General features: G+C 71.2%; 23 protein-coding genes. 15 read left to right on the forward strand and 8 right to left on the reverse strand.

The features are described 5' to 3' along the window. Positions 1-87: 87 nt before the first annotated feature. Both murJ and ACIQH8_RS16225 read right to left on the reverse strand, forming a co-directional pair. Complete coding sequence (gene murJ / locus ACIQH8_RS16220; protein WP_401000536.1) at positions 88-1,710, reverse strand: murein biosynthesis integral membrane protein MurJ; 1,623 nt, start codon at positions 1,708-1,710, stop codon at positions 88-90. Continuing rightward, positions 1,703-3,895, reverse strand: coding sequence for a DUF6049 family protein (locus ACIQH8_RS16225; protein WP_401000538.1), 2,193 nt, complete (start codon positions 3,893-3,895; stop codon positions 1,703-1,705). Before ACIQH8_RS16225 ends, murJ begins: the two co-directional genes overlap by 8 nt. A gap of 114 nt (positions 3,896-4,009) precedes the next feature. Between ACIQH8_RS16225 and ACIQH8_RS16230 the strand changes: the two genes are divergently transcribed. The 8 genes from ACIQH8_RS16230 to ACIQH8_RS16265 all read left to right on the forward strand — a co-directional run bounded on the left by ACIQH8_RS16230 (position 4,010) and on the right by ACIQH8_RS16265 (position 11,349). Then, complete coding sequence (locus ACIQH8_RS16230) at positions 4,010-5,443, forward strand: CCA tRNA nucleotidyltransferase (RefSeq protein WP_401000540.1); 1,434 nt, start codon at positions 4,010-4,012, stop codon at positions 5,441-5,443. 258 nt (positions 5,444-5,701) lie between these two features. Beyond that, positions 5,702-6,655, forward strand: a complete 954-nt coding sequence (locus tag ACIQH8_RS16235) for a hypothetical protein (RefSeq protein WP_401000542.1) — start codon at positions 5,702-5,704, stop codon at positions 6,653-6,655. A gap of 283 nt (positions 6,656-6,938) precedes the next feature. Beyond that, positions 6,939-7,322, forward strand: coding sequence for a 30S ribosomal protein S6 (rpsF, locus tag ACIQH8_RS16240; RefSeq protein WP_401000544.1), 384 nt, complete (start codon positions 6,939-6,941; stop codon positions 7,320-7,322). Between the two features lie 5 nt (positions 7,323-7,327). Next, complete coding sequence (locus tag ACIQH8_RS16245; protein WP_401000546.1) at positions 7,328-7,843, forward strand: single-stranded DNA-binding protein; 516 nt, start codon at positions 7,328-7,330, stop codon at positions 7,841-7,843. A 73-nt stretch (positions 7,844-7,916) separates the two neighbouring features. Further along, positions 7,917-8,177: a 30S ribosomal protein S18 gene (gene rpsR / locus ACIQH8_RS16250; protein WP_067947514.1), complete on the forward strand. Its 261-nt coding sequence runs from the start codon at positions 7,917-7,919 to the stop codon at positions 8,175-8,177. Positions 8,178-8,188: 11 nt separating this feature from the next. Continuing rightward, positions 8,189-8,641, forward strand: coding sequence for a 50S ribosomal protein L9 (gene rplI / locus ACIQH8_RS16255; RefSeq protein WP_401000549.1), 453 nt, complete (start codon positions 8,189-8,191; stop codon positions 8,639-8,641). 510 nt (positions 8,642-9,151) lie between these two features. After that, positions 9,152-10,525: a replicative DNA helicase gene (gene dnaB / locus ACIQH8_RS16260; protein ID WP_401000551.1), complete on the forward strand. Its 1,374-nt coding sequence runs from the start codon at positions 9,152-9,154 to the stop codon at positions 10,523-10,525. 200 nt (positions 10,526-10,725) lie between these two features. Then, positions 10,726-11,349 carry a hypothetical protein gene (locus tag ACIQH8_RS16265; protein ID WP_401000553.1) on the forward strand — a complete coding sequence of 208 codons (624 nt, stop codon included), beginning with the start codon at positions 10,726-10,728 and terminating at the stop codon, positions 11,347-11,349. Positions 11,350-11,398: 49 nt separating this feature from the next. On the opposite strand, the gene ACIQH8_RS16270 is transcribed toward ACIQH8_RS16265, so the two are convergent. After that, entirely contained in the window at positions 11,399-11,770 is a 372-nt protein-coding gene (locus ACIQH8_RS16270) for a hypothetical protein (RefSeq protein WP_401000555.1), read from the reverse strand. 130 nt (positions 11,771-11,900) lie between these two features. Between ACIQH8_RS16270 and ACIQH8_RS16275 the strand changes: the two genes are divergently transcribed. Further along, positions 11,901-13,061, forward strand: coding sequence for an aminotransferase class I/II-fold pyridoxal phosphate-dependent enzyme (locus ACIQH8_RS16275; protein WP_401000557.1), 1,161 nt, complete (start codon positions 11,901-11,903; stop codon positions 13,059-13,061). Between the two features lie 18 nt (positions 13,062-13,079). Here ACIQH8_RS16275 and ACIQH8_RS16280 read toward each other — a convergent pair whose 3' ends face one another. Together ACIQH8_RS16280 and ACIQH8_RS16285 are read right to left on the reverse strand one after the other, a co-directional pair. Beyond that, complete coding sequence (locus ACIQH8_RS16280; RefSeq protein ID WP_401000558.1) at positions 13,080-13,682, reverse strand: hypothetical protein; 603 nt, start codon at positions 13,680-13,682, stop codon at positions 13,080-13,082. Between the two features lie 179 nt (positions 13,683-13,861). Continuing rightward, entirely contained in the window at positions 13,862-14,779 is a 918-nt protein-coding gene (locus tag ACIQH8_RS16285; protein WP_401000560.1) for a LysR family transcriptional regulator, read from the reverse strand. Between the two features lie 173 nt (positions 14,780-14,952). Here ACIQH8_RS16285 and ACIQH8_RS16290 point away from each other — a divergent pair, with 173 nt between their 5' ends. After that, positions 14,953-16,914, forward strand: coding sequence for an FAD-dependent monooxygenase (locus ACIQH8_RS16290; RefSeq protein WP_401000562.1), 1,962 nt, complete (start codon positions 14,953-14,955; stop codon positions 16,912-16,914). Positions 16,915-16,961: 47 nt separating this feature from the next. Here the strand turns inward: ACIQH8_RS16290 and ACIQH8_RS16295 are convergent, their stop codons facing one another. Continuing rightward, on the reverse strand, positions 16,962-17,678 hold the full coding sequence (locus tag ACIQH8_RS16295; protein WP_401000564.1) for an IclR family transcriptional regulator: 717 nt from the start codon (positions 17,676-17,678) through the stop codon (positions 16,962-16,964). A 116-nt stretch (positions 17,679-17,794) separates the two neighbouring features. Between ACIQH8_RS16295 and ACIQH8_RS16300 the strand changes: the two genes are divergently transcribed. From ACIQH8_RS16300 to ACIQH8_RS16320, 5 genes are all read left to right on the forward strand, one after another. Further along, positions 17,795-18,988 (forward strand): adenylate/guanylate cyclase domain-containing protein, encoded by a 1,194-nt coding sequence (locus tag ACIQH8_RS16300; RefSeq protein WP_401000566.1) that lies wholly within the window; start codon positions 17,795-17,797, stop codon positions 18,986-18,988. A 225-nt stretch (positions 18,989-19,213) separates the two neighbouring features. Beyond that, positions 19,214-20,776: a Re/Si-specific NAD(P)(+) transhydrogenase subunit alpha gene (locus ACIQH8_RS16305; protein WP_401000568.1), complete on the forward strand. Its 1,563-nt coding sequence runs from the start codon at positions 19,214-19,216 to the stop codon at positions 20,774-20,776. Between the two features lie 54 nt (positions 20,777-20,830). Continuing rightward, a complete protein-coding gene (gene pntB, locus ACIQH8_RS16310; RefSeq protein ID WP_401000570.1) occupies positions 20,831-22,246 on the forward strand; it encodes a Re/Si-specific NAD(P)(+) transhydrogenase subunit beta in 1,416 nt (471 codons plus the stop codon). 165 nt (positions 22,247-22,411) lie between these two features. After that, positions 22,412-23,017, forward strand: coding sequence for an HdeD family acid-resistance protein (locus tag ACIQH8_RS16315; protein ID WP_401000572.1), 606 nt, complete (start codon positions 22,412-22,414; stop codon positions 23,015-23,017). After that, a complete protein-coding gene (locus ACIQH8_RS16320) occupies positions 23,014-23,298 on the forward strand; it encodes a hypothetical protein (protein WP_401000574.1) in 285 nt (94 codons plus the stop codon). The genes ACIQH8_RS16315 and ACIQH8_RS16320 overlap by 4 nt, the downstream gene beginning before the upstream one ends. Before the next feature lie 126 nt (positions 23,299-23,424). Here the strand turns inward: ACIQH8_RS16320 and purB are convergent, their stop codons facing one another. Both purB and ACIQH8_RS16330 read right to left on the reverse strand, forming a co-directional pair. Then, positions 23,425-24,810 (reverse strand): adenylosuccinate lyase, encoded by a 1,386-nt coding sequence (purB, locus tag ACIQH8_RS16325; RefSeq protein WP_401000576.1) that lies wholly within the window; start codon positions 24,808-24,810, stop codon positions 23,425-23,427. Then, a complete protein-coding gene (locus ACIQH8_RS16330; protein WP_401000578.1) occupies positions 24,807-25,334 on the reverse strand; it encodes a low molecular weight protein-tyrosine-phosphatase in 528 nt (175 codons plus the stop codon). The genes purB and ACIQH8_RS16330 overlap by 4 nt, the downstream gene beginning before the upstream one ends. Positions 25,335-25,365: the final 31 nt, after the last annotated feature.

The raw sequence follows: 25,365 nt of genomic DNA on the forward strand, positions 1-25,365 counted from the left end.
TCCGGCGCCGGCGGCGCTCACGGGCGGGTCACAGCAAGGGCAGTGAACGAGCGGACGCCGCGGGCTCGCGCCCCGCGTCATCCGTCGTCATCGGCGCCGCAGGCGGGCCAGCACCGGGCCGGCGAAGCCGCGCAGCTCCGGCGAGCGGAGCAGCCACAGGATGCCGCCGTAGAGCACGGCCATCACCGTGCCCGTCAGCGCCATGACGAGGATCGCACCCCAGCGGTCGGCGATCGCGAAGCCGCCCTCCGTGAAGGCCCCGAACGCCCAGACGATCGCGAAGCCGGCCCCGACGGGCACGATGGCCGCGGCGATGTCGCGCGCGAGGCTCGCGAGCACCCGCGTGGCGTCGAGGCGCTCGAGCTTCGGCCGGAGCAGCAGGAGCGCGAGGCCGAGCTGGACGGTGCCGGAGATCGTGGTCGCCAGCGCGACGCCGACGGCGGTCCACTCGACCGGGAGCAGCAGTGCGGTCAGTGCGAGGATCGTGAACACGATCACCTGGACCAGCGTGAACATGAACGGCGTGCGCGTGTCCCCGAGCGCGTAGAACGTCCGCTGCACCACGAACAGGATGCTGAAGCCGACCAGGCCGATCGCGAAGGCCACGATCACGTTGCCGAGGGCCGACGCGTTCGCGAGGTTGCCGGGCTGGAAGACGGCGGCGAACGGGTAGGCGACGACGACGAGCACCGCCGAGGCGAGCACCAGGATGAGCGCCACGGCCCGGACCGCGCCGGAGAGGTCGTCGCGCACGCGGTCCAGGAATCCGTCGCGCGCGTGCTCGCTCATCCGGGTGAAGTACGCCGTCGCGATCGAGACCGTGATCACCGAATGCGGGAGCATGAAGATGAGCCAGGCGTTCTCGATGGCCGCGACCGACGCGCCCTGTTCGGAGGCGGTCGCGGCGACCCGGGTCTGCACGATGCCCGCGAACGTCGTGAGCAGCAGCATCCCGAACGTCCACGCCGCCATGCGGCCCGCCGAGCGCAGTCCGACGCCGCGCCAGCGGAAGTCCGGACGGTACCGGAGGCCGATCCGTCGCCAGAACCAGAACAGCACGACCGCCTGCGCCACGATGCCGAGCGTCGCCGAGCCGGCGAGCAGGGCGATCATCCCGGGCGTCCAGTCCTCGGCCGAGCGCGTTCCGTCCGGGTCGAAGCCGAACAGCACGCCGAAGGCGACCAGCCCCGCGAGGGCGACCACGTTGTTCAGGACGGGGACCCACGTGAACGGGCCGAAGCTGCGGCGTGCGTTCAGGACCTCGCCGAGCAGTGTGTACAGCCCGTAGAAGAAGATCTGCGGCAGGCACCAGAACGCGAACGCGGTCGCGAGTGCGAGCGTGTCGGGCGGGAAGCTCCCGCCGTAGATCCACGCGAGCACCGGCGCCAGTGCGGTCGCGACGATCGTCGCCGCGCCGATGACGACGAGCGCGAGCGTGACGAGCTTGTTGATGTACGCGCTGCCGCCGTCGGCATGTGCGCTCGCGCGCACGATCTGCGGCACGAGCACCGCCGACAGCACGCCGCCGGCGACGATGACGTAGACCGTGTTCGGCAGGCCGTTGGCGACGGCGAACGCGTCGGCGCTCGCGGAGCCGACGACGCCGATCGTCGCCGCCAGCACGATCGCCTTCAGGAAGCCGAGGAGACGCGAGACGATGGTCCCCGACGCGAGGAACAGGCTCGCCCGGGCGATGCGGTCGTCAGCCATTCGAGGGGTCCTCAGGTCGCGACGAGGCGTCGGGGTCGGGATCGGCGTCGACGCGCTGCCCGGCGTCGACGCGCTGCTCGGCGTCGACGAACGGAATGCCGGAAGCAGGATCGGTCGTCTCGTCCGCGCCCGAACGCTGGCGGCGACGCCGAAGGATCGTGCGCAGGATGCCCGCACCGAACGCGGCGACCGCGATCACGGCGAGGATGGTCGCTCCGACGCCCTCCCAGTCGGCGTGCACGTTCGCCGGGATCCGGACGACCGAGCCGAGCGGCGTCCCGTCGGGCGACGCGAGCGAGACCTCGAGATCGACCTCGCCGCTGCCCACGCCGGCCGCGACCGGCACCTGGACGGTCCGGCGGCTCTCCCCCTCGACGGTCGCATCGACGGTGTCCTCGACGAGCAGCCGACCGTTGGACGGGTCGACCGTCACCACCACGTTCACCGCATAGGGCAGGTCGTTCTCGATCGTGATCGGGATGCCGGTCTCGCTCGCGACCACGAGCACGCTGCTCGTCGGGACGACCGAGACCGAGTCGGTGACCGCGCGCTGGTCGACGAGCCACCGGCCGACCGCCTCGGTCCACTCCGTCGGCAGGTCGAGCCATCCGACCGCGAGGAGTTCGAGCAGGTCGCGTCGCGTCGGCGCGGTGAGCAGGGTCGGGTCGTCGAGCACGTCGGAGAACTCGCCGACCGCCGCCTCCGCACCGAGCAGGCGTTCGACGTTCTCGAGCCGCTGGGCGTCCTCGGGAAGCGAGACCAGGGTTCGTGAGACCGGCGGTGCGCCCACGGCCTCGGTGAGCGTGGCGGTGCGCGACCACTGCGATCCGTCGAGCGCGGCGAGCGTCTCCGCGACGCGTTGCGCGTCGGCTCCGGCGGAACGCGCGAACGAGCCGACGAGCGTCGATGATGCGTCCCCCGCGCCGAGCGCCAGTTCCGCGAGCAGGCGGGAGGCGGCGCTGCGCCATTCGGCGTCGGTCTGCGCGGCGGCCGCGAGTCGCAGCGGAGCCTGCAGTCGCGCATCGGCGACGACCGCCCCGCGACCCTCGATCGTGGCCGCGGCGTTCGACGCGCCATCCGTCGGCTCGACATTGCCGGGCGCGAGGATCGCGGTGGTCAGTCCGCCCGCGGCGAATCGGTCGAGGTCACCGGATGCCACGGTGTCGTCGGCGGGCCAGGCCAGGTCGCTCCGGGTGAAGTCCCAGTCGAGCAACTCGGCGTCCGTCGGCGCCTCGCCCGGGGCGTTCGTCGCCCCTGCGGGGCTCTGTGCGTCCGCGAAGTCGGCGGCATCGACCACGTCGGCGAACCCGATCGGCTCGAGCGGGGCGTCGAGCCCGGCCTGCGACTGCACCGCGAGGTCGGCGTCGGCGTAGGCGAGCGGGAAGACCTCGTTGGGCATCTCGGCCAGCGCCTCGAGCCAGGCCGTGGCGGATTCGGGCGCCGACGACCCGAGCGCGCGGATGGAGACGGGGATCCGGGGGTCGATGCCCACGGCGACGCCCGCCCCCGAGACCGCCTCGAGCTGCCGAGTCAACAGGCCGGCCGGACCGGTCCACGACTCCAGCCGCTCGGCGGGAAGCACACCGCCCTCGTCCGCCGGCACGGTCAGGGGGTACACGAGGGCGAGACCGGGGCGGTCGCCGTCGGTGACGAGCGCGTTCGCCACCGCGGTGGTGGCCCACGCGACATCCGCCCCACGGGACTCGAGGGACGCGGCGAGGCCGACCGCCGGATCCGCCGCATCGGTGGCGCCCGCGGGGAGCGTGAACTGGAGAGTCGTGACCGCGCCGACGGGGAGCGCCGCGGTCGCACGCTCGAACACCGTCCGCGCCGACGCAGGGAGCCCGCCATCGGTCGTCCAGGCATCGAGGTCGCCGACGTCGTCGAGCCCCGACGCGGCCACGCCCAGCGCGATCGTGCCGGCCTCGACCTCGACGTCGCCGCCGTTCACGATCTCGACGACCACGTCGATCGGGGCACCGGCCGTCACCGAGGTGCCGTCGGCAGGGGCGACGCTCACGCTGACTCCGCTCTCGGGCTCGGACGCGCGGGCGGCCGGAGCGCCCGTCGGACCGTCCAGCGGTGCGACCGCGCCGGCGGCCCCGAGGGCCACGCTCGCGGCCCCGGCGGACAGGACGGCGAGGAGTCGGCGCAGGCGTCGAGGAGGGGTCGACTCGGCCGGCATGGAGGCGATTCTACGGGGAGCGGCCCGGGAGGATGCGGGGCGTCGCCGGGGTGCCGACGGCCGATGCGCCGTCGCGGGCGGCGCCGCTCGCGGGGTCCTGCCTAACATGGAGCAATGCAGAGTGTCGCGGAGGCCCTCGACCGGCTCGAAGGTCTGGCCGCCTCGCCGACGGTCGCCACGCTCGCCGACGCCTTCGAGGCGGCCGGCCACGAGCTCGCCCTCGTCGGCGGTCCCGTCCGTGACGCCTTCCTCGGGCGGTCGACCAACGACCTCGACTTCACGACGGACGCCACGCCCGACGAGATCCTCGCCGTCGTGAAGCCCGTCGCCGAGGCGCACTGGGACATCGGCCGCGCATTCGGAACCATCGGCGCGATCGTTCACGGGCACACCGTCGAGATCACGACCTACCGCGCCGACGCGTACGACGGCACGTCGCGCAAGCCCGAGGTGGTCTTCGGCACGTCGCTCGAGGACGACCTCGTGCGTCGCGACTTCACCGTCAACGCGCTCGCCCTGCGCCTGCCGCAGCGCACGCTCGTCGACCCGTCGGGCGGCGTCGAGGACCTCATCGGCCGGGTGCTGCGGACGCCTTCGGCACCCGAGGTCTCGTTCGGCGACGACCCGCTGCGGATGATGCGGGCCGCGCGCTTCGCGGCCCAGCTCGGCTTCGAGGTCGAGCCGGGCACGCTCGCCGCCATGTCCTCCCTCGCGCCCGAGATCGACCGCATCTCCGCCGAGCGCGTGCGCGACGAGCTGTCGAAGCTGCTGTGCACGGGCGCGGCGAGCCGCGGCATCCGCCTGCTCGTCGACAGCGGCATCGCGGCCCGGGTGCTGCCCGAGATCCCGGCGCTCCGCCTCGAGATCGACGAGCACCACCACCACAAGGACGTCTACGAGCACAGCCTGACCGTGCTCGACCAGGCGATCGACTACGAGGTCTCTCGCGGCGTGCTCGACTCCCCCGACCTCGTGGTGCGACTCGCGGCGCTGCTGCACGACATCGGCAAGCCCGCCACGCGGCGGCTCGAACCGGGCGGTGCGGTGTCGTTCCACCACCACGACATGGTCGGTGCGAAGCTCGCTCGCAAGCGCCTCCGCGCGCTGCGCTTCGACAACGACACGGTCAAGGCGGTGTCACGGCTGATCGAGCTGCACCTGCGCTTCTTCGGGTACACGGATGGCGCGTGGTCCGACTCCGCCGTGCGCAGGTACGTGCGCGACGCGGGCGACCAGCTCGAGCGGCTGCACATCCTGACGAGGGCGGATGTCACGACGCGCAACCGTCGCAAGGCCGACCGTCTCGGGTTCGCCTACGACGACCTCGAGGAGCGCGTCGCGCGCCTCGCCGAGGAGGAGGAACTCGCAGCCGTGCGCCCCGAGCTCGACGGGCAGGAGATCATGGCCGCGCTCGGCATCCGCCCGGGGCCGGTCGTCGGTGAGGCGTACAAGTACCTGCTCGACGTGCGGCTCGACGAGGGCCCGATCGGGCCGGATGCCGCGCGCGAGCGCCTGCTCGCCTGGTGGGCCGCCCGCGGCGGCGCCTGACGCGCGCTCCCTCCCCCGCGCCCCCGCGCCGCCCTCCCGCGCTCCCGCGCCCCCGCGCCCCCGCGCTCCCGCGCTCCCGCGCTCCCGCGAAGGGGTCACTTCGCGTCAGCGCAGCCGGCTACGAGCGATTGGCCTGACGCGAATCGACCCCCTCGGTGGCGATGTGTGCGGCCCTCCACAGGTGGCCCGCGCCATCCGTCGTCCGCGGATGGCGCGACGCGACGCAGCGTCACTCGACACACGACCAGGCTCGCGAGCATGAGCGAGGTGCCGCTGGGATACGTACGGACCGCGGGGCGCGGCGTGACCGGCGCCCGGACGCTCCAGCGCGATGCGGTCGCGGGGAGACTGACGTCGGTCCGGCCGGGTGTCGTCGTCGGAACCACCACGTGGTCGGCCGCGTCCGAACGCGCGCGATTCATGGCTCGGATCGCCGCAGTGGTCCACACGCGGCGGGATCGCGTGGTGCTCTCGCACGAGTCGGCCGCAGCGGTGTGGGGGCTGCCGCACCTGGGCAGGCTGCCAGAGGTGGTCGAGCTGGCAGACCATCGCGGCAACCTGCCCCGCTCCAGGAACGGCGTCGCGTGGCGCCGCACGCCGTTCGAACCCGACGAGGTGGAGGAGGTCGACGGCTACCTCGTGACGGGCCTGGCTCAGACGCTCGTGGATGTCGCCTGTCGCCGCGGCTTCCTCGCCGCAGTGGTCGCGCTCGATGCCGCGCTCGCCGGCCGTATCGACCGACCTCGCCGAATCGACGCGACTGTGCTGACGCAGCTGCTGGAACGGGAACCGCGACGCGGTGCACGCAGGGCCTCCGCCGCGATCGCGTTCGCCGACGCTCGCGCCGAGTCCGTGGGCGAATCCCTGAGCCGGGCCCAGATGCACCTGATGGGGTTTCCACCGCCCGTCCTTCAGGCCGCTTTCCCTCGACTGGGCGGCGGTGTCGATCGGACGGACTTCGACTGGCCCGAATACGGGTGCTTCGGCGAGTTCGACGGCGACGTCAAGTACCTCGATCCCGCCTACCGCTCGGGACGCACGATCGAACAGGTGATCCTCGACGAGAAGAAGCGTGCGGACCGGATCCGGCGGCGGTACGGCCGGACCGAGATCCGCTGGGACTGGTCGACCGCGCGATCCGCGCCCAGGTTCCGCGCGCTACTGCTCGATGCCGGCCTGCCCGTCGTGCGCCGGTCGATCACACCGCGATGAGCCGCGGGAGGGTCGCTTCGCGACAGCGCCGATCGGTCAATTGCCGAACGGCGTCGCGAAGCGACCCTCTGGGCCGAGCGGCTGAGGTGAGATGCGGCGGGCGGCGGGCGGCGGGCGCGGCCGGGGGCGCGGGGCGCCGGCGCGATGTGCGCGGGCGCGAGGCATCCGTTACACTTGACAGGTTGTCTGCGTGCCCGAGTCCGGGCCTCCGCAGTACGACGCATGAACACCCTCCTGTCACAGACCGTCTGTGACCGCTGAGTCCGAAGGAGGTGGGTCTGTCATGCATCAGTACGAGCTGATGGTCATCCTCGATCCGTCGATCGACGAGCGCACCGTTGCTCCGAGCCTCGACAAGTTCCTCAACGTCATCCGCAAGGACGGCGGCACCGTCGACAACGTCGACATCTGGGGCAAGCGTCGCCTGGCGTACGAGATCGACAAGAAGTCCGAGGGCATCTACGCCGTCGTCGACTTCACCGCCGAGTCCGCGACCACCAACGAGCTCGACCGCCAGCTGAACCTCAGCGAGGCCGTCATGCGTACCAAGGTGCTCCGCGCCGAGGAGGGCATCGCCCAGGTCGCCGCCGCGAAGAAGGCCGAGGAGGCGAAGGCCGCCAAGAAGGCCGCCGCCGCCGCGAAGGCCACCGCCAAGAAGGACGCCTAGTCCCCATGGCCGGCGAGACCGTCATCACCGTGGTGGGCAACCTCACCGCCGACCCCGAGCTGCGCTACACGCAGTCCGGGCTGGCTGTCGCGAACTTCACGATCGCGTCGACGCCCCGCACGTTCGACCGCCAGGCGAACGAGTGGAAGGACGGCGAGGCCCTCTTCCTGCGTGCGAGCTGCTGGCGTGAATTCGCCGAGCACGTCGCGGGATCGCTCACCAAGGGAACCCGGGTCATCGCTTCCGGGCGTCTCAAGCAGCGCTCCTACGAGACGAAGGAGGGCGAGAAGCGCACCAGCATCGAGCTCGAGGTCGACGAGATCGGCCCGAGCCTGCGCTACGCCACCGCGTCCGTGACGCGCGCCCAGTCCAACCGCGGCGTCGGCGGGGGCGGCTCCTACGGGGGCGGCCAGCAGTCGTCCGACGACGCGTGGGCGCCCAGCGCTCCCGCCCAGTCCTCGGGCGGCGGCGACGTCTGGAACACCCCGGGCACCAACTACGGCGACGAGACGCCCTTCTAGGCCGTCAGGCCGGCGACGGATGCCACGTGGCATCCGCTCGCACCGGAAACTCACACACGATTAGGAAAGAACCATGGCTGGAAAGAGCAGCGGCGACCGCCGCAAGCCTCGCGGCGGCAAGGGCGCGAAGAACGCCGCCCCCGCGAAGTCCGTCAAGGTCGGCGTCATCGACTACAAGGATGTCGCGACCCTTCGGAAGTTCATCTCGGAGCGCGGCAAGATCCGCGCCCGTCGCATCACCGGTGTCTCCGTGCAGGAGCAGCGCCTCATCGCCCGCGCCGTGAAGAACGCGCGCGAGATGGCGCTCCTGCCCTACTCGGGCTCCGGCCGCTAAGGAGCACGACAATGGCAAAGATCATCCTCACGCACGAGGTCACGGGTCTCGGCGAGGCCGGCGACGTGGTCGAGGTCAAGAACGGGTACGCCCGCAACTACCTCGTCCCCCAGGGCTTCGCGACCCCGTGGACCCGTGGCGGCCAGAAGCAGGTCGACCAGATCAAGGCCGCGCGCGCCGCGCGCGAGCTGCACTCGCTGGAGGACGCGCAGGCCCTCAAGGCGAAGCTCGAGTCGGGCAAGGTCAAGCTGGCCGTCAAGGCCGGCCTCGGCGGCCGTCTCTTCGGCTCGGTCAAGCCCGCGGATGTCGCGACCGCCGTCGCCGACGCCGGGCTCGGCGAGATCGACAAGCGCAAGGTCGAGTTCACCGCTCCGGTGAAGTCCGTCGGCGACCACGAGGTCTCCGTCAAGCTGCGCGACGAGGTCACGGCGACGATCACCCTCCAGGTGGTCGCGGCAAAGTAATCGCTTCCGACGCACGTACGACGCGGCGGTGGGCTGAGGCCCCCGCCGCGTCGTCGTCTGCGGGCCGGGTGGGCGCACACGGGGTCTTCGCGGCCCGTGTATTACACCCGCCGCGAGTCCCCCCGCAAGTCCGCATTTCGGGGTCCTGTCCTCAGGTTTGTGCACAGGACCGATGCGGCGATGCGTGAGAAACGGAAGAATTTTCCCCCCACAGGTGTGGATTGGCAAAGGCCCCGATCAATCCATAATTCACACCGTGTCATTCACAAGATGTCCACAGTTCTCCACAGCATCTGTGCACATGTTCAGCGGCGTTTCGCCCACGTCGTCCACAGAGTTATCCACAGGCTGGCTTGTGCTGTCGGAACCCCTTCCTTATGGTGAGTCAGTCTCCTTCGGAATGACGCCGTGAACGGGCCCCGCCAGAGCCGTTCGACGAGGTGTCGGGGGGTCCGGCGAGACTGGTCGCGGGGCAGAAGAACATGCCCGGCGGGTGAGCGGAGGTAGCACGTGTCGATCGCGCACATCGGGATCGCCGAACCCGTCGACGACCACGACGCCCGGCGCGGCGAGCGCACCCCTCCGCACGATCTGCTCGCCGAGCAGAGCGCCCTCGGCGGGATGATGCTCTCGAAGGACGCGGTCGCGGACGTCATCGAGACGCTCCGCGGCATCGACTTCTACGTGCCCAAGCACGAGGTCGTCTTCAACGCGATCCTCGCCCTCTACTCGCACGGCGAGCCGACCGACGTGATCGCGGTCACCGACGAACTCACCAAGAACGGCGAGCTCCAGCGCGCGGGTGGCGTCGAGTACCTCCACACGCTCACGAGCCTCGTGCCGACCGCGGCCAACGCGGGGTACTACGCGTCGATCGTCGCCGAGCGCGCACTCCTCCGCCGCCTCGTCGAGGCCGGCACCCGCATCGTGCAGATGGGCTACGCCGGCGAGGGCGAAGTCGTGGAGCTGGTCAACAACGCCCAGGCCGAGATCTACTCGGTGACCGGCTCGGTCGAGAGCGAGGACTACGTCCCCCTCACCGATGCCATCGGCACCGCGATCGACGAGATCGAGGCCGCGAAGCACACCGACGGCAAGATGACCGGCGTTCCGACGGGCTTCGCCGACCTCGACGACCTCACGAACGGGTTCCACCCCGGGCAGATGATCATCGTCGCGGCGCGGCCCGCGATGGGCAAGTCGACGCTCGCGCTCGACTTCGCCCGTTCCGCGGCGATCACGCACGACCTGCCCACGATCTTCTTCTCGCTCGAGATGGGGCGATCCGAGATCGCCATGCGACTGCTCTCGGCCGAGGCATCCGTGCCACTGCAGAACATGCGCAAGGGCACCGTCGACACGCGCGACTGGACCACGATCGCCTCGACCCGCGGCCGCATCAACGATGCGCCGCTCTACATCGACGACTCGCCCAACATGACGCTCGTCGAGATCCGCGCGAAGTGCCGGCGACTCAAGCAGCGCGTCGGCCTCAAGATGGTCGTCATCGACTACCTGCAGCTCATGACGAGCGGCAAGCGCGTCGAGAGCCGCCAACAGGAGGTGTCGGAGTTCTCGCGTGCGCTGAAGCTGCTCGCGAAGGAGCTGCAGGTGCCGGTGCTCGCGCTGTCCCAGCTGAACCGCGGGCCCGAGCAACGCGCCGACAAGATGCCCGCGCTCTCCGACCTGCGCGAGTCCGGCTCGATCGAGCAGGACGCCGACGTGGTGATCCTGCTGCACCGCGAATCGGCCTATGAGCGCGACAGCCCGCGCGCCGGCGAGGCCGACCTGATCGTCGCCAAGCACCGCAACGGCCCGACGCGCACCGTGACCGTGGCGTTCCACGGCCACTTCTCGCGCTTCGCCGACATGGTGCAGGTGTAGCCGAGCTGCCCCCACTGCGCGCGGCCCGTCCCCCGACGGGCCGCGCGCTCGCGTGCTGCTCACGAGGATCGAGCCGCCGGTCGGGATGCGACGAGCGGGCGCGTGCGCGTTGCCGCCCGCGCGCCGCCGCAGTACCGTGCCCGCGTGAACACGTGTCGACGGAGCCCGCGGAGCCCGCGGAGCCCGCGGAGCATGCGGGAATGAACGACGCGGCGCTGTTCGTGGGGATCGCCGAGATCGCCGGAGTGTTCGTGGGTTTCGCGGCGCTCATCAGCGTGACCGGACGGGACGAGATCGGCCCGTCGCAACTCGCGCAGGTGCGGGCGGTCGTGACGATCGGCCTGGTGGTGATCGTCGCCGCCCTGCTCCCAGTCGCCCTCGCGGCCTACGGGCTCCATGCACCCGTGCTGTGGCGGGTGAGCAGCGGGCTGTTCCTGGTGCTCGTCTGGGTGGTGATCGTCCTGGCGTTGCGCCGGCCCGAGAACCGCAGGTCCGCGCGCACGCAGGCGCGTCGGAGCCCCGGACTCACCGCGGTGTTCTGGGGCGTCCTCGAGGTCGCGATCCAGGTGCCGCTGCTGCTGGCGGTGCTGGGCGTGGTCGAAGACCTGGCGCGGGCGTTCTACACGACGGCCCTCGTGGTGCACCTGTTCGAGGCGGCATTCGTGCTCGGCCAGTTCGTGTATGCGCGGATGGCGGATCGGCCGGGTCGGCGTGCCGCCGGCCAGGCAGGCGCCGACGAGGCAGGCGCCGACGAGGCAGGCGCCGACGAGGCAGGCGCCGACGAGGCAGGCGCCGCCGAGGCATCCGATCCGGACAGGCCGTGATCACGCGGCCCGCGACCGGTCACCGCGAGGACCGTCTGCCTCGGCCGACTCAGCGCATGCCGCGGAACCGCGAGGCGCCGACGATCAGCGCCAGCGCGCCGCCGATGGCCGACACGAGGGGGACGGCGGCCACCGCGAGGGCGATCGTGTTCGGCCGGAACCGGAGGCCGTCGGGCCCGTTGATGTACGCGCCGATCGGCACGGCGAAGCCGCCTCCGCCTCCGCCGCTACCCTCGCCGTGACCGGCGACGGCCTTGCCGCCCTCCGGCATGTCGCCGGAGCCTTCGCCGGCCCCGAATCCGAACACGACGAACGCGACGGGCACCGCCTCCTGTCCGTCGACCGTGGTCTTCTCGGCGTAGGCCACGCGTGCGCCCCACGAGGGGACCGATTCCGCCAGGTTCTCGATGAGCTTGCCCATGTGAGCCGACCGTACGCCGGTTCGTTCGTTGCGGCCAGATGCGAGCGGTGAACGGTCGATTGACGGCGCGCGCGGTCATTGGGATGCTGAGCAGCGACCCGTGACGAAGTGCAGCCGGAAGGCGGTCGACATGGTCCTGTCCACGCGGGCGACCGAGGCGAGGGACTCGGTCGCGACGGTGACGTCGTTCTTCGCGAGCATCCAGGGGGCGGATGACCCGGACGCGCTCGACTTCACCTTCGGCAATCCGCACGAGATGGCGCTGTCCGGCCTGACCGAGGCGATGCGCGCGCAGCTCGAGCCGAGGTCGGTCGACTGGTTCGCATACAAGACGAGCGAAGCCGCGGCGCAGGAAGCCGTGGCATCCGGACTTCGCGGCGAACTCGGGCTGGACTTCGAGCCGGCGGACATCGCGATGACGCAGGGCGCGTTCGGTGCGATCTCGCTCGCGTTCGCGCTGCTGACGGATGCCGGTGACGAGGTCGTCATCCCCGTGCCCGGGTGGTTCTGCTATGCGCCGATGCTGCACGCGATGAACCTCGTGCCCGTCGGCGCCCCGCTCGCGCCCGTCGACTTCAGCCTCGACGTCGACGAGATCGCGCGGGCGATCACGCCCCGAACGCGGTTCGTGGTCGTGAACTCGCCGGCGAATCCGACCGGGCGCGTCTACCCGAAGGCGACCTGGGATGCGCTCGCGGAGGTGCTCGACGAGGCATCCCGGCGCCACGGACGCCGCATCTGGCTGCTCTCGGACGAGCCGTACCGACGCATCCGCTTCGACGGGATCGGCTACGCGAGCCCGGCGGGTTCGTACCCCTGGACGCTCATCGACTACAGCTACGGCAAGGTGCTGCTCGCGCCGGGGCAGCGTCTCGGCTACCTCGCCGTCTCGCCGCTGCTCGAGCCCGCCGACCGCCGCGCGCTGCGCGAGGCGTCCATGCCGATCCAGCTCGCGATCGGGTGGGGCTTCCCCGACGCGCTGATGCAGTACTCGGTGCCGGCGCTCGAGACGGTGTCGATCGACCTGGCCGAGCTGACGCGCAAGCGCGACCGCATGTACGGGGCGCTCCACGACGCCGGGTACACGCTGACGAAGCCCGAGGGCACGTTCTACCTGTGGGGCCGGGCTCCGGGCGGGGATGCCGCGGCGTTCTGCGGATCGCTCGCCGAGCGGGGCGTGTTCCTGATGCCGGGCACGCTGTTCGACCAGCCGGCGCATTTCCGCATCTCGCTCACGGCGACCATGGACATGATCGAGCGGGCGCTGCCGGTGCTCGTGGCGGCGGCCTGACCGCGTGGACGGGCGGCACTAGGCGCCATCGACTCCGAAGATCCCGCAGACGAGGTCGTTGCTCGCCGCCTCGTCGGCGGAGTCGGCCACTGCGGGTCCCCGGTGGTACAGCACGTCGTCCGTTGCCAGGTCGTAGACGGAGATCCCCGCGTAGTTGAGCACGGCGCCCTGTCCGGCGAGTGTGAGCGTGCGGTAGGCACCCGTATCGGTGATCGTGCCCTCGTCGAACTCGATGAGCAGGCGCCGGGTGCCGTGCGGGTACACGGACTCGCCCGTGGTGGAGAGCGTCCAGGTCATCTTGTACTCCATCGCGATGGCGAGCGAGACGACGTTCCCGTCCCGGTCCGTCCGCTCGTGGAACGACGCGTAGCCCTCGAGGGGACCCGACACGATGCCGCCGTCGGCGCAGGTCGCGACGACGATGCCGTCGTGGTCGCCGATGTCCACACGGTTCCCGCCGCCGTTGCCGTTCCCGGGTGCCGCATGAGCGGCCGGCGCGGCGCACAGCGCGAGTGCCGCGGCGGTGGTCAGAGCGGATGCCGCGGCGACGGCGCGCCGCACCTTCGTCCTGCCGGAGGTCGTCGTGCGGGCCGCGGTGCCCGGATCGATCTCGTTCGTCATGGGGCGCCCGTGCGGCGTGGCCCGGTTCGGTCGGTTCAACGTGTCCCCCTCGATTCGCGGCGATGTCGCACCGCACCAGTCGGGGCGCGACAGGCTCATCGTGCGCTGCCGCCCGTCGCGTCGGCAACGGTGACGCGGGAGGCTGCCATAACGAATCGGAATGGGGCTGTACCGCGGCGTCACGCGGGCTGCGCATCGGCACCAGCCGTCGCGACGCCGATCTCGGTCACCGCCGCCACGACGAGTCGTGCGGCGGACGACAGCGGAGTCCGCCAGGCCAGCAGGTGCTCGCACGGGGGGCCGTCGACGGGTTCGAGGTAGCGGAGGCCGAGCACCTCCCCCATGCGCCCCACGCGACGCGGGACGAACGCGATCGATTCGGTCGTGAGCGCCGAGAGGAACGTCGCACCCATCGAGTCGACCGGCGGACCGCCGCGTCGCATGCGTTCCCCGTTCATCCAAGGGCGGTACGACCACTCGTCGGTCCATGCCGACGGCGTGCCGAGCGGATCGACGGTCATGTGTCGGGACAGCTCGACGTAGGTCACGTCGCGCTCGTCGGCCGTGAAGAAGTGGTTGCGGGGGCCGACGAGGATGCCGCGCCGCTCCGTCGCCAACACGGTCGTACTGACGCGGCGCTCGACGAGCGGCGCGGTCACGACGGCGAGGTCGACCTCGCGTCGGAGCACGCCTTCCACGTCCCACGGCCGGTGCCGGCCGACGACCAGCCGAACCCGAGCTCCCGCGGCGCGAGCGGCGGCGACCGGCGCAGCCACGAGCGGCAGCAGGCTCGGGTCCGCGACCGCGAGACCGACCTCCGCCGCCCCGGCGTCGGCGGCGTCGGCGGCGCGAGCCGCGATCCTGGCCAGTTCGGCGTCTTCGACCATCCGTCGGGCGATGGCGAGCACGGCGGAACCGGCCGGCGTGGTGCGCACGCCGTCCCGGCCCCGCTCGAGCAGGCGCGCACCGAGATCGCGCTCGAGCTGGGCGATCATCGTGCTGAGCGCGGGTTGCGTGATGTGGCCGCTCCGCGCGGCGGCCGAGAACGAGCCGGCCTCCACCACGGTGGTGAACCAGCGCAGGTGTCGCAGTTCCATTCGCCCTCCACGGAACCAGATGAGGCAATCATCCGCTTTCGGTGGCTCGAGCGGTAGAGGGCGCGCTTGTGCGCTGTGCGAAGACGTCCTAGCATGTCCTCGCGCGATAATCGAAAGCCACATTCGATTATCGAACGCAACGACTCGCACCACGACGACGTGAGGAGCACGACGTGCAGTTCCACCACCACGGTTACGTGTCCGGCGATCCCCGGGTGCAGCCCGCCGCCGGCATCGGCATCGACCGCCCCGAGGAACTGCCCGACGAGGTCGACGTGCTCGTCGTCGGCTCGGGCCCGGCCGGCATGCTGCTCGGCGCGCAGCTCTCCCAGTACCCCGATGTCGTCACCCGAGTCATCGAACGTCGTGACGGGCGACTCGTGCTCGGTCAGGCCGACGGCATCCAGCCGCGCAGCGTCGAGACGTTCCAGGCCTTCGGGTTCGCCGAACGCATCATCGCCGAGGCCTACAACATCGGCTACATGAACTTCTGGGGACCCGACCCGGCCGACCCGAGGAAGATCATCCGGACCTCCCGGACCGAGGACTACGGGTTCAAGATCAGCGAGTTCCCGCACCTCATCGTCAATCAGGCGCGCGTGCTCGACTACTTCGCCGAGGCCGCCGCCAACGGGCCGGGCCGGATCGTGCCCGACTACGGCATCGAGTTCATCGGACTCACCGTGCACGACGAGGGCTCCGCATCCGCGGGCGAGTACCCCGTCGAGGTGCGCGTGCGCCACACGGCCGGCGCGCGCGAGGGAGAGGAGCGCACGGTGCGCGCCAAGTACGTCGTGGGCAGCGACGGCGCGCGCAGCCGAGTCCGCGAGGCGATCGGCCGCAAGCACGTCGGCGGCATCTCGGCGCACGCGTGGGGCGTCATGGACGTGGTCGTGAACACCGACTTCCCCGACTGGCGCACGAAGTGCGCGATCAACTCGGCCGCCGGCAACATCCTGCACATCCCCCGTGAGGGCGGGTACCTCTCCCGCATGTACATCGACCTCGGCGAGGTGGCCGAGGACGATCACCACGAGGTGCGCAAGACCCCGATCGAGACGATCATCGCCAAGGCGAACGACATCCTGCACCCGTACACGCTCGACGTGCGCGATGTCGCCTGGTCCAGCGTCTACGAGGTCGGCCACCGGGTCACCGACCACTTCGACGACCGCGACGAGGGGGCGGATGTCGCTCCGCGGGTCTTCCTCACCGGTGACGCATGCCACACGCACAGCGCGAAGGCCGGGCAGGGCATGAACGTCTCGATGCAGGACGGGTTCAACCTGGGGTGGAAGCTCGGCTCGGTCGTCACCGGCCGGGCCCCCGCCGACCTGCTCGCGACCTACTCGTCGGAACGGCAGCCGGTCGCGCAGCAGCTGATCGACTTCGACCGCGAATGGTCCTCGCTCATGGCCCGCAAGCCGGAGGAGATCTCGGACCCGCAGGAACTGGCCAAGCACTACCTCGGCACCGCCGAGTTCCCGTCGGGCTTCATGACGCACTACGGCCCGTCGATGATCACCGGCGACGCGGAGCACCAGGCGCTCGCCACCGGATTCCCGATCGGCATGCGCTTCAAGTCGTCGCCGGTGTCGCTCGTGTGCGACGGGAACGTCGTGCACCTGGGCCACCACGCCAGGGCCGACGGGCGGTGGCGGATCTACGCCTTCGCCGATGCGCCCGCTGCCGGTGAGGCATCCGCTCTCGCGGACTGGGCCGAGTGGATGTCGTCGCCCGACGCCCCGCCGGCGCGGTACACGCCGGACGGACTCGACGCCGACGCCGTGTTCGACGTCAAGGCGATCTACCAGCAGCCGCACGAGGACGTCGACATCATGGCCGCCCCTGAGCTGTTCCGCCCGAGGACCGGGCCGCTCGCGCTCATGGACTGGGAGAAGGTGTTCGCGGCCGGGCCGAGCGCGTGGTGCCCGACCGACATCTTCGAGGAGCGGGGCATCTCACGCGACGGCGCCGTCGTCATCGTGCGGCCCGACCAGTACGTGGCGCACGTCCTGCCGCTCACGGCGACCGACGAGCTCGCGGCGTTCTTCCGGCGGAACCTGCTGCCGCAGCGCGCGGCGGTGGAGGCGTCTGCCGACGCCACCCTCGAAGGGGACCTCGTCAGCCGCTGACGACGGGCCCCGCCGCGGGCGGTCGTCCCGTCGCGGCCCCGGCGCGTTCAGGCCCCGTAGCTCCGGGACACCGCGCGCGCCGCGGCGGCGAGCCGCTCGGCGATCTCCTCCTCGGGTCGCGGCAGGGACACGTGGATCACCGCGATGGCGGCCGGGGGCTGGCCGGGCAGGGTGAGCGGCACCGCGACCGACCGGAGCGACGGCACGACCTCGTCGTGGCTCAGCGCGTACCCGCGCGCGCGGCTCTCGGCGATCTCGGCGCGCAGCGCCTCGGGAACGTCGACAGGCCAGGAGCTCTCGGGCATGGCGAGCAGGATCGCCTTGCCCGGGCCGCCTCGCGTGATCGGATGCCGGTGCCCGGGGCGGTACGACACGACCGTCATGGTCTGGCGCGGCGCGGCGCTGAGCAGCGTCACCGCCTCCTCGTTGTCGGCCAGCACGGCGATGAGGCAGGTCATGCCGAGCTCGTTCGCGACCTCGGTCAGCTCGGGCAGTGCGACCTGCTGCAGGTCGCGGGCGACCCCCGCCGCGAGGGCCGCGAGACCGGTGCCGAGCGCAAGGCGACCGGCCGCGTCGCGCGTGACGAGCGTGTGCTCCTCGAGCGTGCGGACGAGGCGGTACGCGACCGATCGGTGCACGTGCAGCGCGGCGGCGACCTCGTCGATCGTCAGGTTCCGGTCGGCGTCGGCGAGGACCTCGAGCACGCGGATGCCGCGGCTCAGCGTCTGCGATCCTGCCGGTGGGGCCGGCTTGGCTGCGTCCACGGCCGACCTCCCGCCGAATCGGGGCCGGGGCGGATGCCGCGGCCACTCGGTCGATAGTAGAACGCGTCGAACGGAATCCGAACAACGTCGGGCGACTCGCGAGTAGGCTGACCGGCGTGAGCGGGTTCTCACGCACGGAGGCGGCCGAGCGCGCCGGGGTCGACGTGACCTACGTCGATCGTCTGGTGCAACTCGGCATCGTGGTGCCCGACCGGGATCGCTTCTCGGCCGGCGACGTGCGGCGCATGCTGATGGCACGTTCGCTCGAGGAGGCCGCCATCCCGCTCGAGCGGCTCGCCGTCGCACTCGACCACGGTGCGCTCTCGCTCGGATTCTTCGATGCCGAGGCGTACGAGCGGTTCGCGCCGCTGGCCGGCGAGACCTTCCAGCAGGTCAGCGAGCGCACGGGCGTGCCGCTCGACCTCCTCACGACGATCCGGGAGGCGATCGGCTCGCCGCTGCCGTCACCCGACGACCTGATCCGCGAGGACGAGTTGGCCGTCGTGCCCTTCCTGGAACTGCAGATCGCCGAGGGCTTCCGTCCGGCGGCCATCGAGCGCCTGCTCCGGGTCCAGGGCGAGAGCACCCGCCGAATGGCCGAGGCCGAGGCGGCGTGGTGGAACTCCGAGGTGGTCGAGCCCGCGATGGCGGCCGGGAAGTCGGCCGACGACATCGCCAACCCGGAGTTCGCCGATCGGAGCGCGCCGCTCGCGGAGCGGGCGATGCTCGGGCTGTACCACGCGCAGCAGGCGCGCGCGTGGACGTCGAACATCATCGAGGGCTTCGAAGTGCTCATGGCGAAGGCCGGCATCCACAGTCACCTCGAGCGCCCGCCGGCGATCTGCTTCTTCGACATCACGGGCTACACCAGGCTCACCCAGGAACGCGGTGACGAGGCCGCGGCCGATCTCGCCGCCACGCTGGCGCGGCTCGTCCAGCGGGGCTCGGTCCGGCACGGCGGCAAGCCCATCAAGTGGCTGGGCGACGGGGTGATGTTCCACTTCCGCGACCCGGGTCCGGCCGTCAGGGCGGGGCTCGAGATGGTCGACGAGCTGACGACCGCCGGCCTGCCGCCGGCGCACGTCGGGCTGCACACCGGGCCGGTCCTCTACCAGCAGGGCGACTACTTCGGGCAGACCGTGAACCTCGCGTCGCGCATCGCCGACTACGCGCGACCGGGCGAGGTGCTCGTGACGCAGGCGGTCGCCCAGGCGGGTGACGAGCAGGGGATCGTCTTCCGCGATGTCGGCCCGGCGGAGCTCAAGGGCATGTCCGGGCCCATGGAGCTCTTCCGAGCCGAGTTCGCCTGAGGTCGTCCGGCGGGGCCGCCCGCTTTCCGATTCGCGAAAGAATCACCGCTCTTTCGATGTCATGCGCCGCGAAACATGGAGTCACCGACATCCGTGCACCTAAAGTGATCGCGTGCAGCACCGTCGCCGCTCCGGCCCCCACCGGACGACGGGCTCGCACCGACCCGTCCACGAGGTGCCGCATCGCATCGACCGACGAGGGTCGAGCGACGAGAGGGAGTACGCATGACGCGCATCGGCGTCGTCACCGAGCAGGGCTCGGAGACCCGGGTCGCCGCCACACCGGCGACCGTGAAGCAGTTGATCGGCCTGGGCTACGAGGTCGTCGTCGAGACGGGCGCGGGCGTCGGCTCGTCGTTCCCGGATGAGGCGTACGATCTCGCTGGCGCGGGGCTCGTCACGCGCGAGGCCGCGTTCGCGAGCGACATCGTGCTCAAGGTGAACCAGCCGACTCCGGAGGAGATCGCGGCGCTCTCGCCCGGGACGACGCTGATCGGCCTGCTGAGCCCCGCGCTCCGGCCCGACCTCCTCGAGGCGCTGTCGGCACAGGGCGTCACGGCGCTCGCGCTCGACGCCGTGCCCCGCATCTCGCGGGCGCAGTCGATGGACGTGCTGAGCTCGATGGCGAACATCGCCGGCTACCGGGCGGTCGTGGAGGCCGCGCACGAGTTCGGCCGGTTCTTCACAGGCCAGGTCACCGCGGCGGGCAAGGTGCCGCCGGCGAAGGTGCTCGTCGCCGGCGCCGGCGTGGCCGGCCTCGCGGCGATCGGCGCGGCATCCAGCCTCGGCGCGATCGTGCGCGCGACCGACCCTCGGCCGGAGGTCGCGGACCAGGTCAAGTCGATCGGCGGCGAGTACCTGAAGGTCGAGGTCGAGGTCGAGCAGTCGACCGACGGGTACGCGAAGGCGACGAGCGAGGCGTACGACCGGCGCGCGGCGGAGATCTACTCCGAGCAGGCGCGCGACGTCGACATCATCATCACGACCGCGCTGATCCCGGGGCGGCCGGCGCCCCGGCTGATCACGGCGGCGGATGTCGCGGCGATGAAGCCCGGCAGCGTGATCGTCGACATGGCCGCCGGGATGGGCGGCAACGTCGAGGGCTCGGTCGCGGGCGAGCGGACGGTGACGCCGAACGGCGTGATCATCCTCGGCTACACCGACCTCGCCTCGCGGCTGCCCGCGCAGGCGTCGCAGCTGTACGGCACCAACCTCGTGAACCTCGTGAAGCTCCTCACTCCCGGCAAGGACGGGCGGCTCGTCATCGACTTCGACGACGTCGTGCAGCGTGCGGTGACGGTCGTCCGCGACGGCGAGACGACGTGGCCGCCGCCGCCCGTGCAAGTCTCGGCGGCCCCCGCCCCGGCGCAGTCCGCAACGGATGGCGCGGGCGCGGCATCCGTCGCGAAGAAGCCGAAGCGCACGCTCTCCAAGGGCGGACGCGCGGCGCTGATCGGCGTCGGCATCGCGGTGCTGTTCCTGGTGAACGCGATCGCGCCGGCGCCGCTGCCGCAGCACTTCACGGTGCTCGCACTCTCGATCGTGGTCGGGTTCTACGTGATCGGGAAGGTCGCGCACGCGCTGCACACGCCGCTGATGAGCGTGACGAACGCGATCTCGGGCATCATCATCGTCGGCGCCATCCTCCAGGTCACGAGCGACGTGGTCGTCGTGCAGGTGCTCTCGGCGATCGCGATCCTGATCGCGAGCATCAACATCTTCGGTGGCTTCGCGGTCACCCGGCGCATGCTCGGCATGTTCGCCAAGGACGAGCGGACGACGACGTGAGCGCCGCCGCCATCACCGCGACCCTGACGACGACGTTCCCGAGGAGCCCCGAGCGTGCCTGAGACCCTGATCACCCCCGAATCCATCGCGGGCGCCGCGTACCTCGTGGCGGCCCTGCTGTTCATCCTCTCCCTGGCCGGTCTGTCCAAGCATGAAACCGCCAGGGCCGGTGTCGGCTACGGCATCGCCGGCATGGCGATCGCGCTGGTCGCGACGATCTGGCTGACGTTCCAGGGCGCCTGGGGCGAACCGGCCGCGATGACCGGGCTGATCCTGCTCGTCGTGACGGTGATCGTCGGCGGCGCGATCGGCCTGTGGCGGGCCCGCGTCGTGCAGATGACCGGCATGCCGCAGCTGATCGCCCTGCTGCACAGCTTCGTCGGCCTCGCCGCCGTGCTCGTCGGCTGGAACGGCGCGCTCGCCGAACCGCACCTCGAGGGCGCACTGCTCGACATCCACCACGCCGAGGTCTTCATCGGCGTCTTCATCGGCGCGGTCACCTTCACCGGCTCGATCGTGGCGTTCCTCAAGCTGTCCGCCCGCATGAAGTCGGCCCCGCTCGTGCTGCCCGGCAAGAACGCCCTGAACCTCGGCGCCCTGGTCGCATTCGTGGGGCTCACGGTCTGGTACGTGATCACGCCCGAGCTGTGGCTGCTCGTGGTCGTCACCGCGCTCGCGCTCGCGCTCGGCTGGCACCTGGTCGCCTCGATCGGCGGCGGCGACATGCCCGTGGTCGTGTCGATGCTGAACAGCTACTCCGGTTGGGCCGCGGCCGCCGCGGGCTTCCTGCTCAACAACGACCTGCTCATCGTCACCGGTGCGCTCGTCGGCTCCTCGGGTGCGTACCTGTCGTACATCATGTGCCGCGCCATGAACCGATCCTTCATCTCGGTCATCGCGGGCGGCTTCGGCATCGAGGCGCCGAAGAAGGGCGACGACGACCTCGGCGAGCACCGCGAGATCGTGGCCGAGGATGCCGCGGAGCTGCTGAAGAACGCCTCGAGCGTGGTCATCACGCCCGGGTACGGGATGGCGGTCGCGCAGGCGCAGTACCCCGTCGCCGAGCTGACCGCGAAGCTCCGCGAACGCGGCATCGACGTGCGCTTCGGCATCCACCCCGTCGCCGGCCGCCTGCCCGGGCACATGAACGTCCTCCTCGCCGAGGCGAAGGTGCCCTACGACATCGTGGAGGAGATGGACGAGATCAACGACGACCTCGGATCGACGTCCGTCGTGCTCGTCATCGGCGCGAACGACACAGTGAACCCCGCCGCCGCCGAGGACCCCGGGAGCCCCATCGCCGGGATGCCCGTGCTCCGCGTCTGGGAGGCCGACAACGTGATCGTGTTCAAGCGCTCCATGGCCTCCGGGTACGCGGGCGTGCAGAACCCGTTGTTCTTCCGCGACAACGCCCAGATGCTCTTCGGCGATGCGAAGGAACGGGTCGAGGACATCCTCAAGGCGCTCTGACGCCGGTCGGGCGCGCTGCCGCTCGGTGACCGGCTGAGACGGTGACGGATGCCGCGGCTCGGGCCGCGGCATCCGTTGCACCATGCTCGGCGACGGCGGCGCCCAGCATCCTCTCGAACGGGGCGAGCGTAGGATTGAACGGTTCCCCAGCCGAAAGAGGTCGCCGTGGCCGATGCCCGCGATGCCGCGCCCGAGCGCGCAGGCGCCTGGCTGCTCCCGGTGACCCGTGGAGCGCTCGCCATCGTCCCGTCCGTGGTGATCACGTTCTCGCAGGACCACTCCGCCGGGTTCGGCCTCGCGGTCTTCGGCTGGTGGGCGCTCGTGGCGGGCGTCGTCGTCGGCGCGCTGTCCGCACGCCTCGTGGCCGATCGCACGTCGCGATGGGTCTTCGTGGGGAACGGCGTGATCACGGCCGCCGCGGGCCTGGTCGCACTCCAGCTGGCTGGAACCCCGTCGTCCGGTGTCGCCGTGTTCACCTACACGGTGGCGGTCTGGGCGGCCCTCACCGGCATCCTCGAGCTCTTCGTCGGCGTCCGCGGCCGCGGTCGCGTCGCCGCCGCGCGAGACTGGCTGACCGTCGGCGGGCTGACCGCCGTGCTCGCCCTCGCGTTCGTCCTGCTCCCGCTCGATCCCGTCACGGCGGTCGGCCTCCTCGGCGCGTACCTCGTCGTGGCCGGCGTGCTGCTCGTGATCGGCGGGTTGTCGTTGAAGTGGGCCGCGACCGAGCGAACGGGCTCGAGCGACGCGGCATCCGGATCGGAGCGATCGTGACCAACTCCCCCGACGGCGGGTACCGCCCCAGCCGACGCGACGTGCTGCGGCCCGTCGAGTACGTCGGCGGCGCCGCCATCGCGGCGGTGTTCACCGCCGTCATCGTGCTCTTCGCGACGCGCGACTGGACCATCACGCTGATCACCCTCGGCGGGGTGTTCATCATCGTGCTGATGGTGCTCGCGCTGCTCTCGATGGCCGTGAAGCCCAATGCGGGCGAGCACGGCGACGGCACCGGCGGCGACCCCGGGCGCCGGCAGGGCGACGACTCGGCGCACTAGCCCGCGCGCCCGCGCACCCGCTCGGCGCGCGCGGCGCGCGGGCGCCCGACGGAGTGCGATTTCTGCGGTGGAGTGCAGGATCACCCCGCACTCCACCGCAGAAACCGCACTCGAATGGAGCGCGCGTCAGCCGCGCAGGCGGTCGACCAGCGGGTCGGCGATGCCCGTGTACGTCGCCGGGGTGAGCGCGAGCAGGCGCTGCTTCGCGTCGTCCGAGATGTCGAGGCCGCCGACGAACTCGGCCAGCTCGGCCGCCCCGACGCGCTTGCCGCGCGTGAGCTCCTTGAGCAGGGCGTACGGGTCGGCGATCGAGGAACGACCGGCGGCCACCTCGGCCCGGATCACCGTCTGGATCGCCTCGCCGAGCACCTCCCAGTTGCCGTCGAGGTCCTCGAGCAGCAACGCCCGGTCGAGGTCGATCTCGCCGAGCCCGCGCAGGATGTTGTCGAGCGCGAGCACCGAGTGCCCGAAGCCGACGCCGATGTTGCGCTGCGAGCTCGAGTCGGTGAGGTCGCGCTGGAGGCGCGAGGTGACGAGCGTCGCGGCGAGCGAGTCGAGGATCGCCGACGACAGCTCGAGGTTCGCCTCGGCGTTCTCGAAGCGGATCGGGTTCACCTTGTGCGGCATGGTGGACGAGCCCGTCGCACCGGCGGCGGGGATCTGCCGGAAGTAGCCGAGCGAGATGTACGTCCAGATGTCGGTCGCGAGGTTGTGCAGCACGCGGTTCGCGTGCGAGATGCGGCCGTAGAGCTCGGCCTGCCAGTCGTGGGACTCGATCTGCGTGGTGAGCGGATTCCAGGTGAGCCCGAGGCCCTCGACGAACTCGCGCGAGACCGTGGGCCAGTCGACGGATGGCGCGGCCACGACGTGCGCCGAGAAGGTGCCGGTCGCGCCAGAGAACTTGCCGAGGTACTCGGTCGCCTCGACCTGGCGGAGGATCCGCTCGAGTCGGTACGCGACGACCGCGAGCTCCTTGCCCATGGTGGTCGGCGTCGCCGGTTGGCCGTGGGTGCGTGAGAGCATCGCGGCGTCGCGGTGCTGCTCGGCGAGGCCGACGAGCTTGGCGATCACGGCCCGGTACTTCGGCAGCCACACTTGGGCGACCGCGTCGCGCACGGTCAACGCATAGGAGAGGTTGTTGATGTCCTCGCTCGTGCAGGCGAAGTGCGTGAGTTCGGCGAGGTTCGACAGGCCGAGCTCGTCGAGCTTGCCGCGCACGAAGTACTCCACGGCCTTCACGTCGTGTCGCGTGGTCGCCTCGACGCGCGCGAGCTCGTCGATGTCGGCCTGGCCGAAGTCGGCGACGACCGCGCGCAGCGCCTCCTTCGCGTCATCCGCCAGCGGACTCGTGCCGAAGAAGCCGCGATCGGTCTGCGCGATGAGCCACTCGATCTCGACATGCACGCGCGCGCGGTTCAGCCCCGCCTCGGAGAGGTGCTCGCCGAGTTCGCCGACGGCGGCGCGGTAGCGCCCGTCGAGCGGGCTGAGCGGCTGGGGAGGCAGCGAAGTCATCGGTTTCCTTGTCTGAGAGCCGGCGCGAGTTGCCGGAAGAGCGCCTGAGTCGACCGCTCTATCATCCCAAGAACCCGGTCGAAGGTCGCATCGTCGCTGTAGTAGGGGTCGGGCACGTCCTGCAGCGGGGCCAGCTCGGGGTCGAACTCGAGCAGCAGTCGCACCTTGTGCGCGTCGACCGGGGTGCGCGCCCAGTTCCGCAGCACGCGCGACTGGCCGCGGTCGAACGCGACCACGAGGTCGAGCGCCGGGAAGTCCTCGGGGTCGAACTGGCGCGCGCGGTGTCGGCTGCCGTCGTACCCGGCGCGCGCGAGCGCCTCGAGCGTGCGATGGTCGGCCTGCTCGCCCACGTGCCAGTCCCCGGTCGCTGCGGAGACGATCTCGAGGCGGTCGGCGATCCCCGCACGTTCAGCGAGCTCGCGCAGCACGACCTCCGCCATCGGCGACCGGCAGATGTTGCCGGTGCAGACGAATGAGACACGGAAGCGCTGCGCGGAATCCCCGGCCGGGTCCGCAGGCGTCATGAAACCCTATTCTGGACCGAATCGGGGGTTC

Origin of the sequence: Agromyces sp. GXQ0307, assembly GCF_044769845.1 — a bacterium.
Classification (GTDB): domain Bacteria; phylum Actinomycetota; class Actinomycetes; order Actinomycetales; family Microbacteriaceae; genus Agromyces.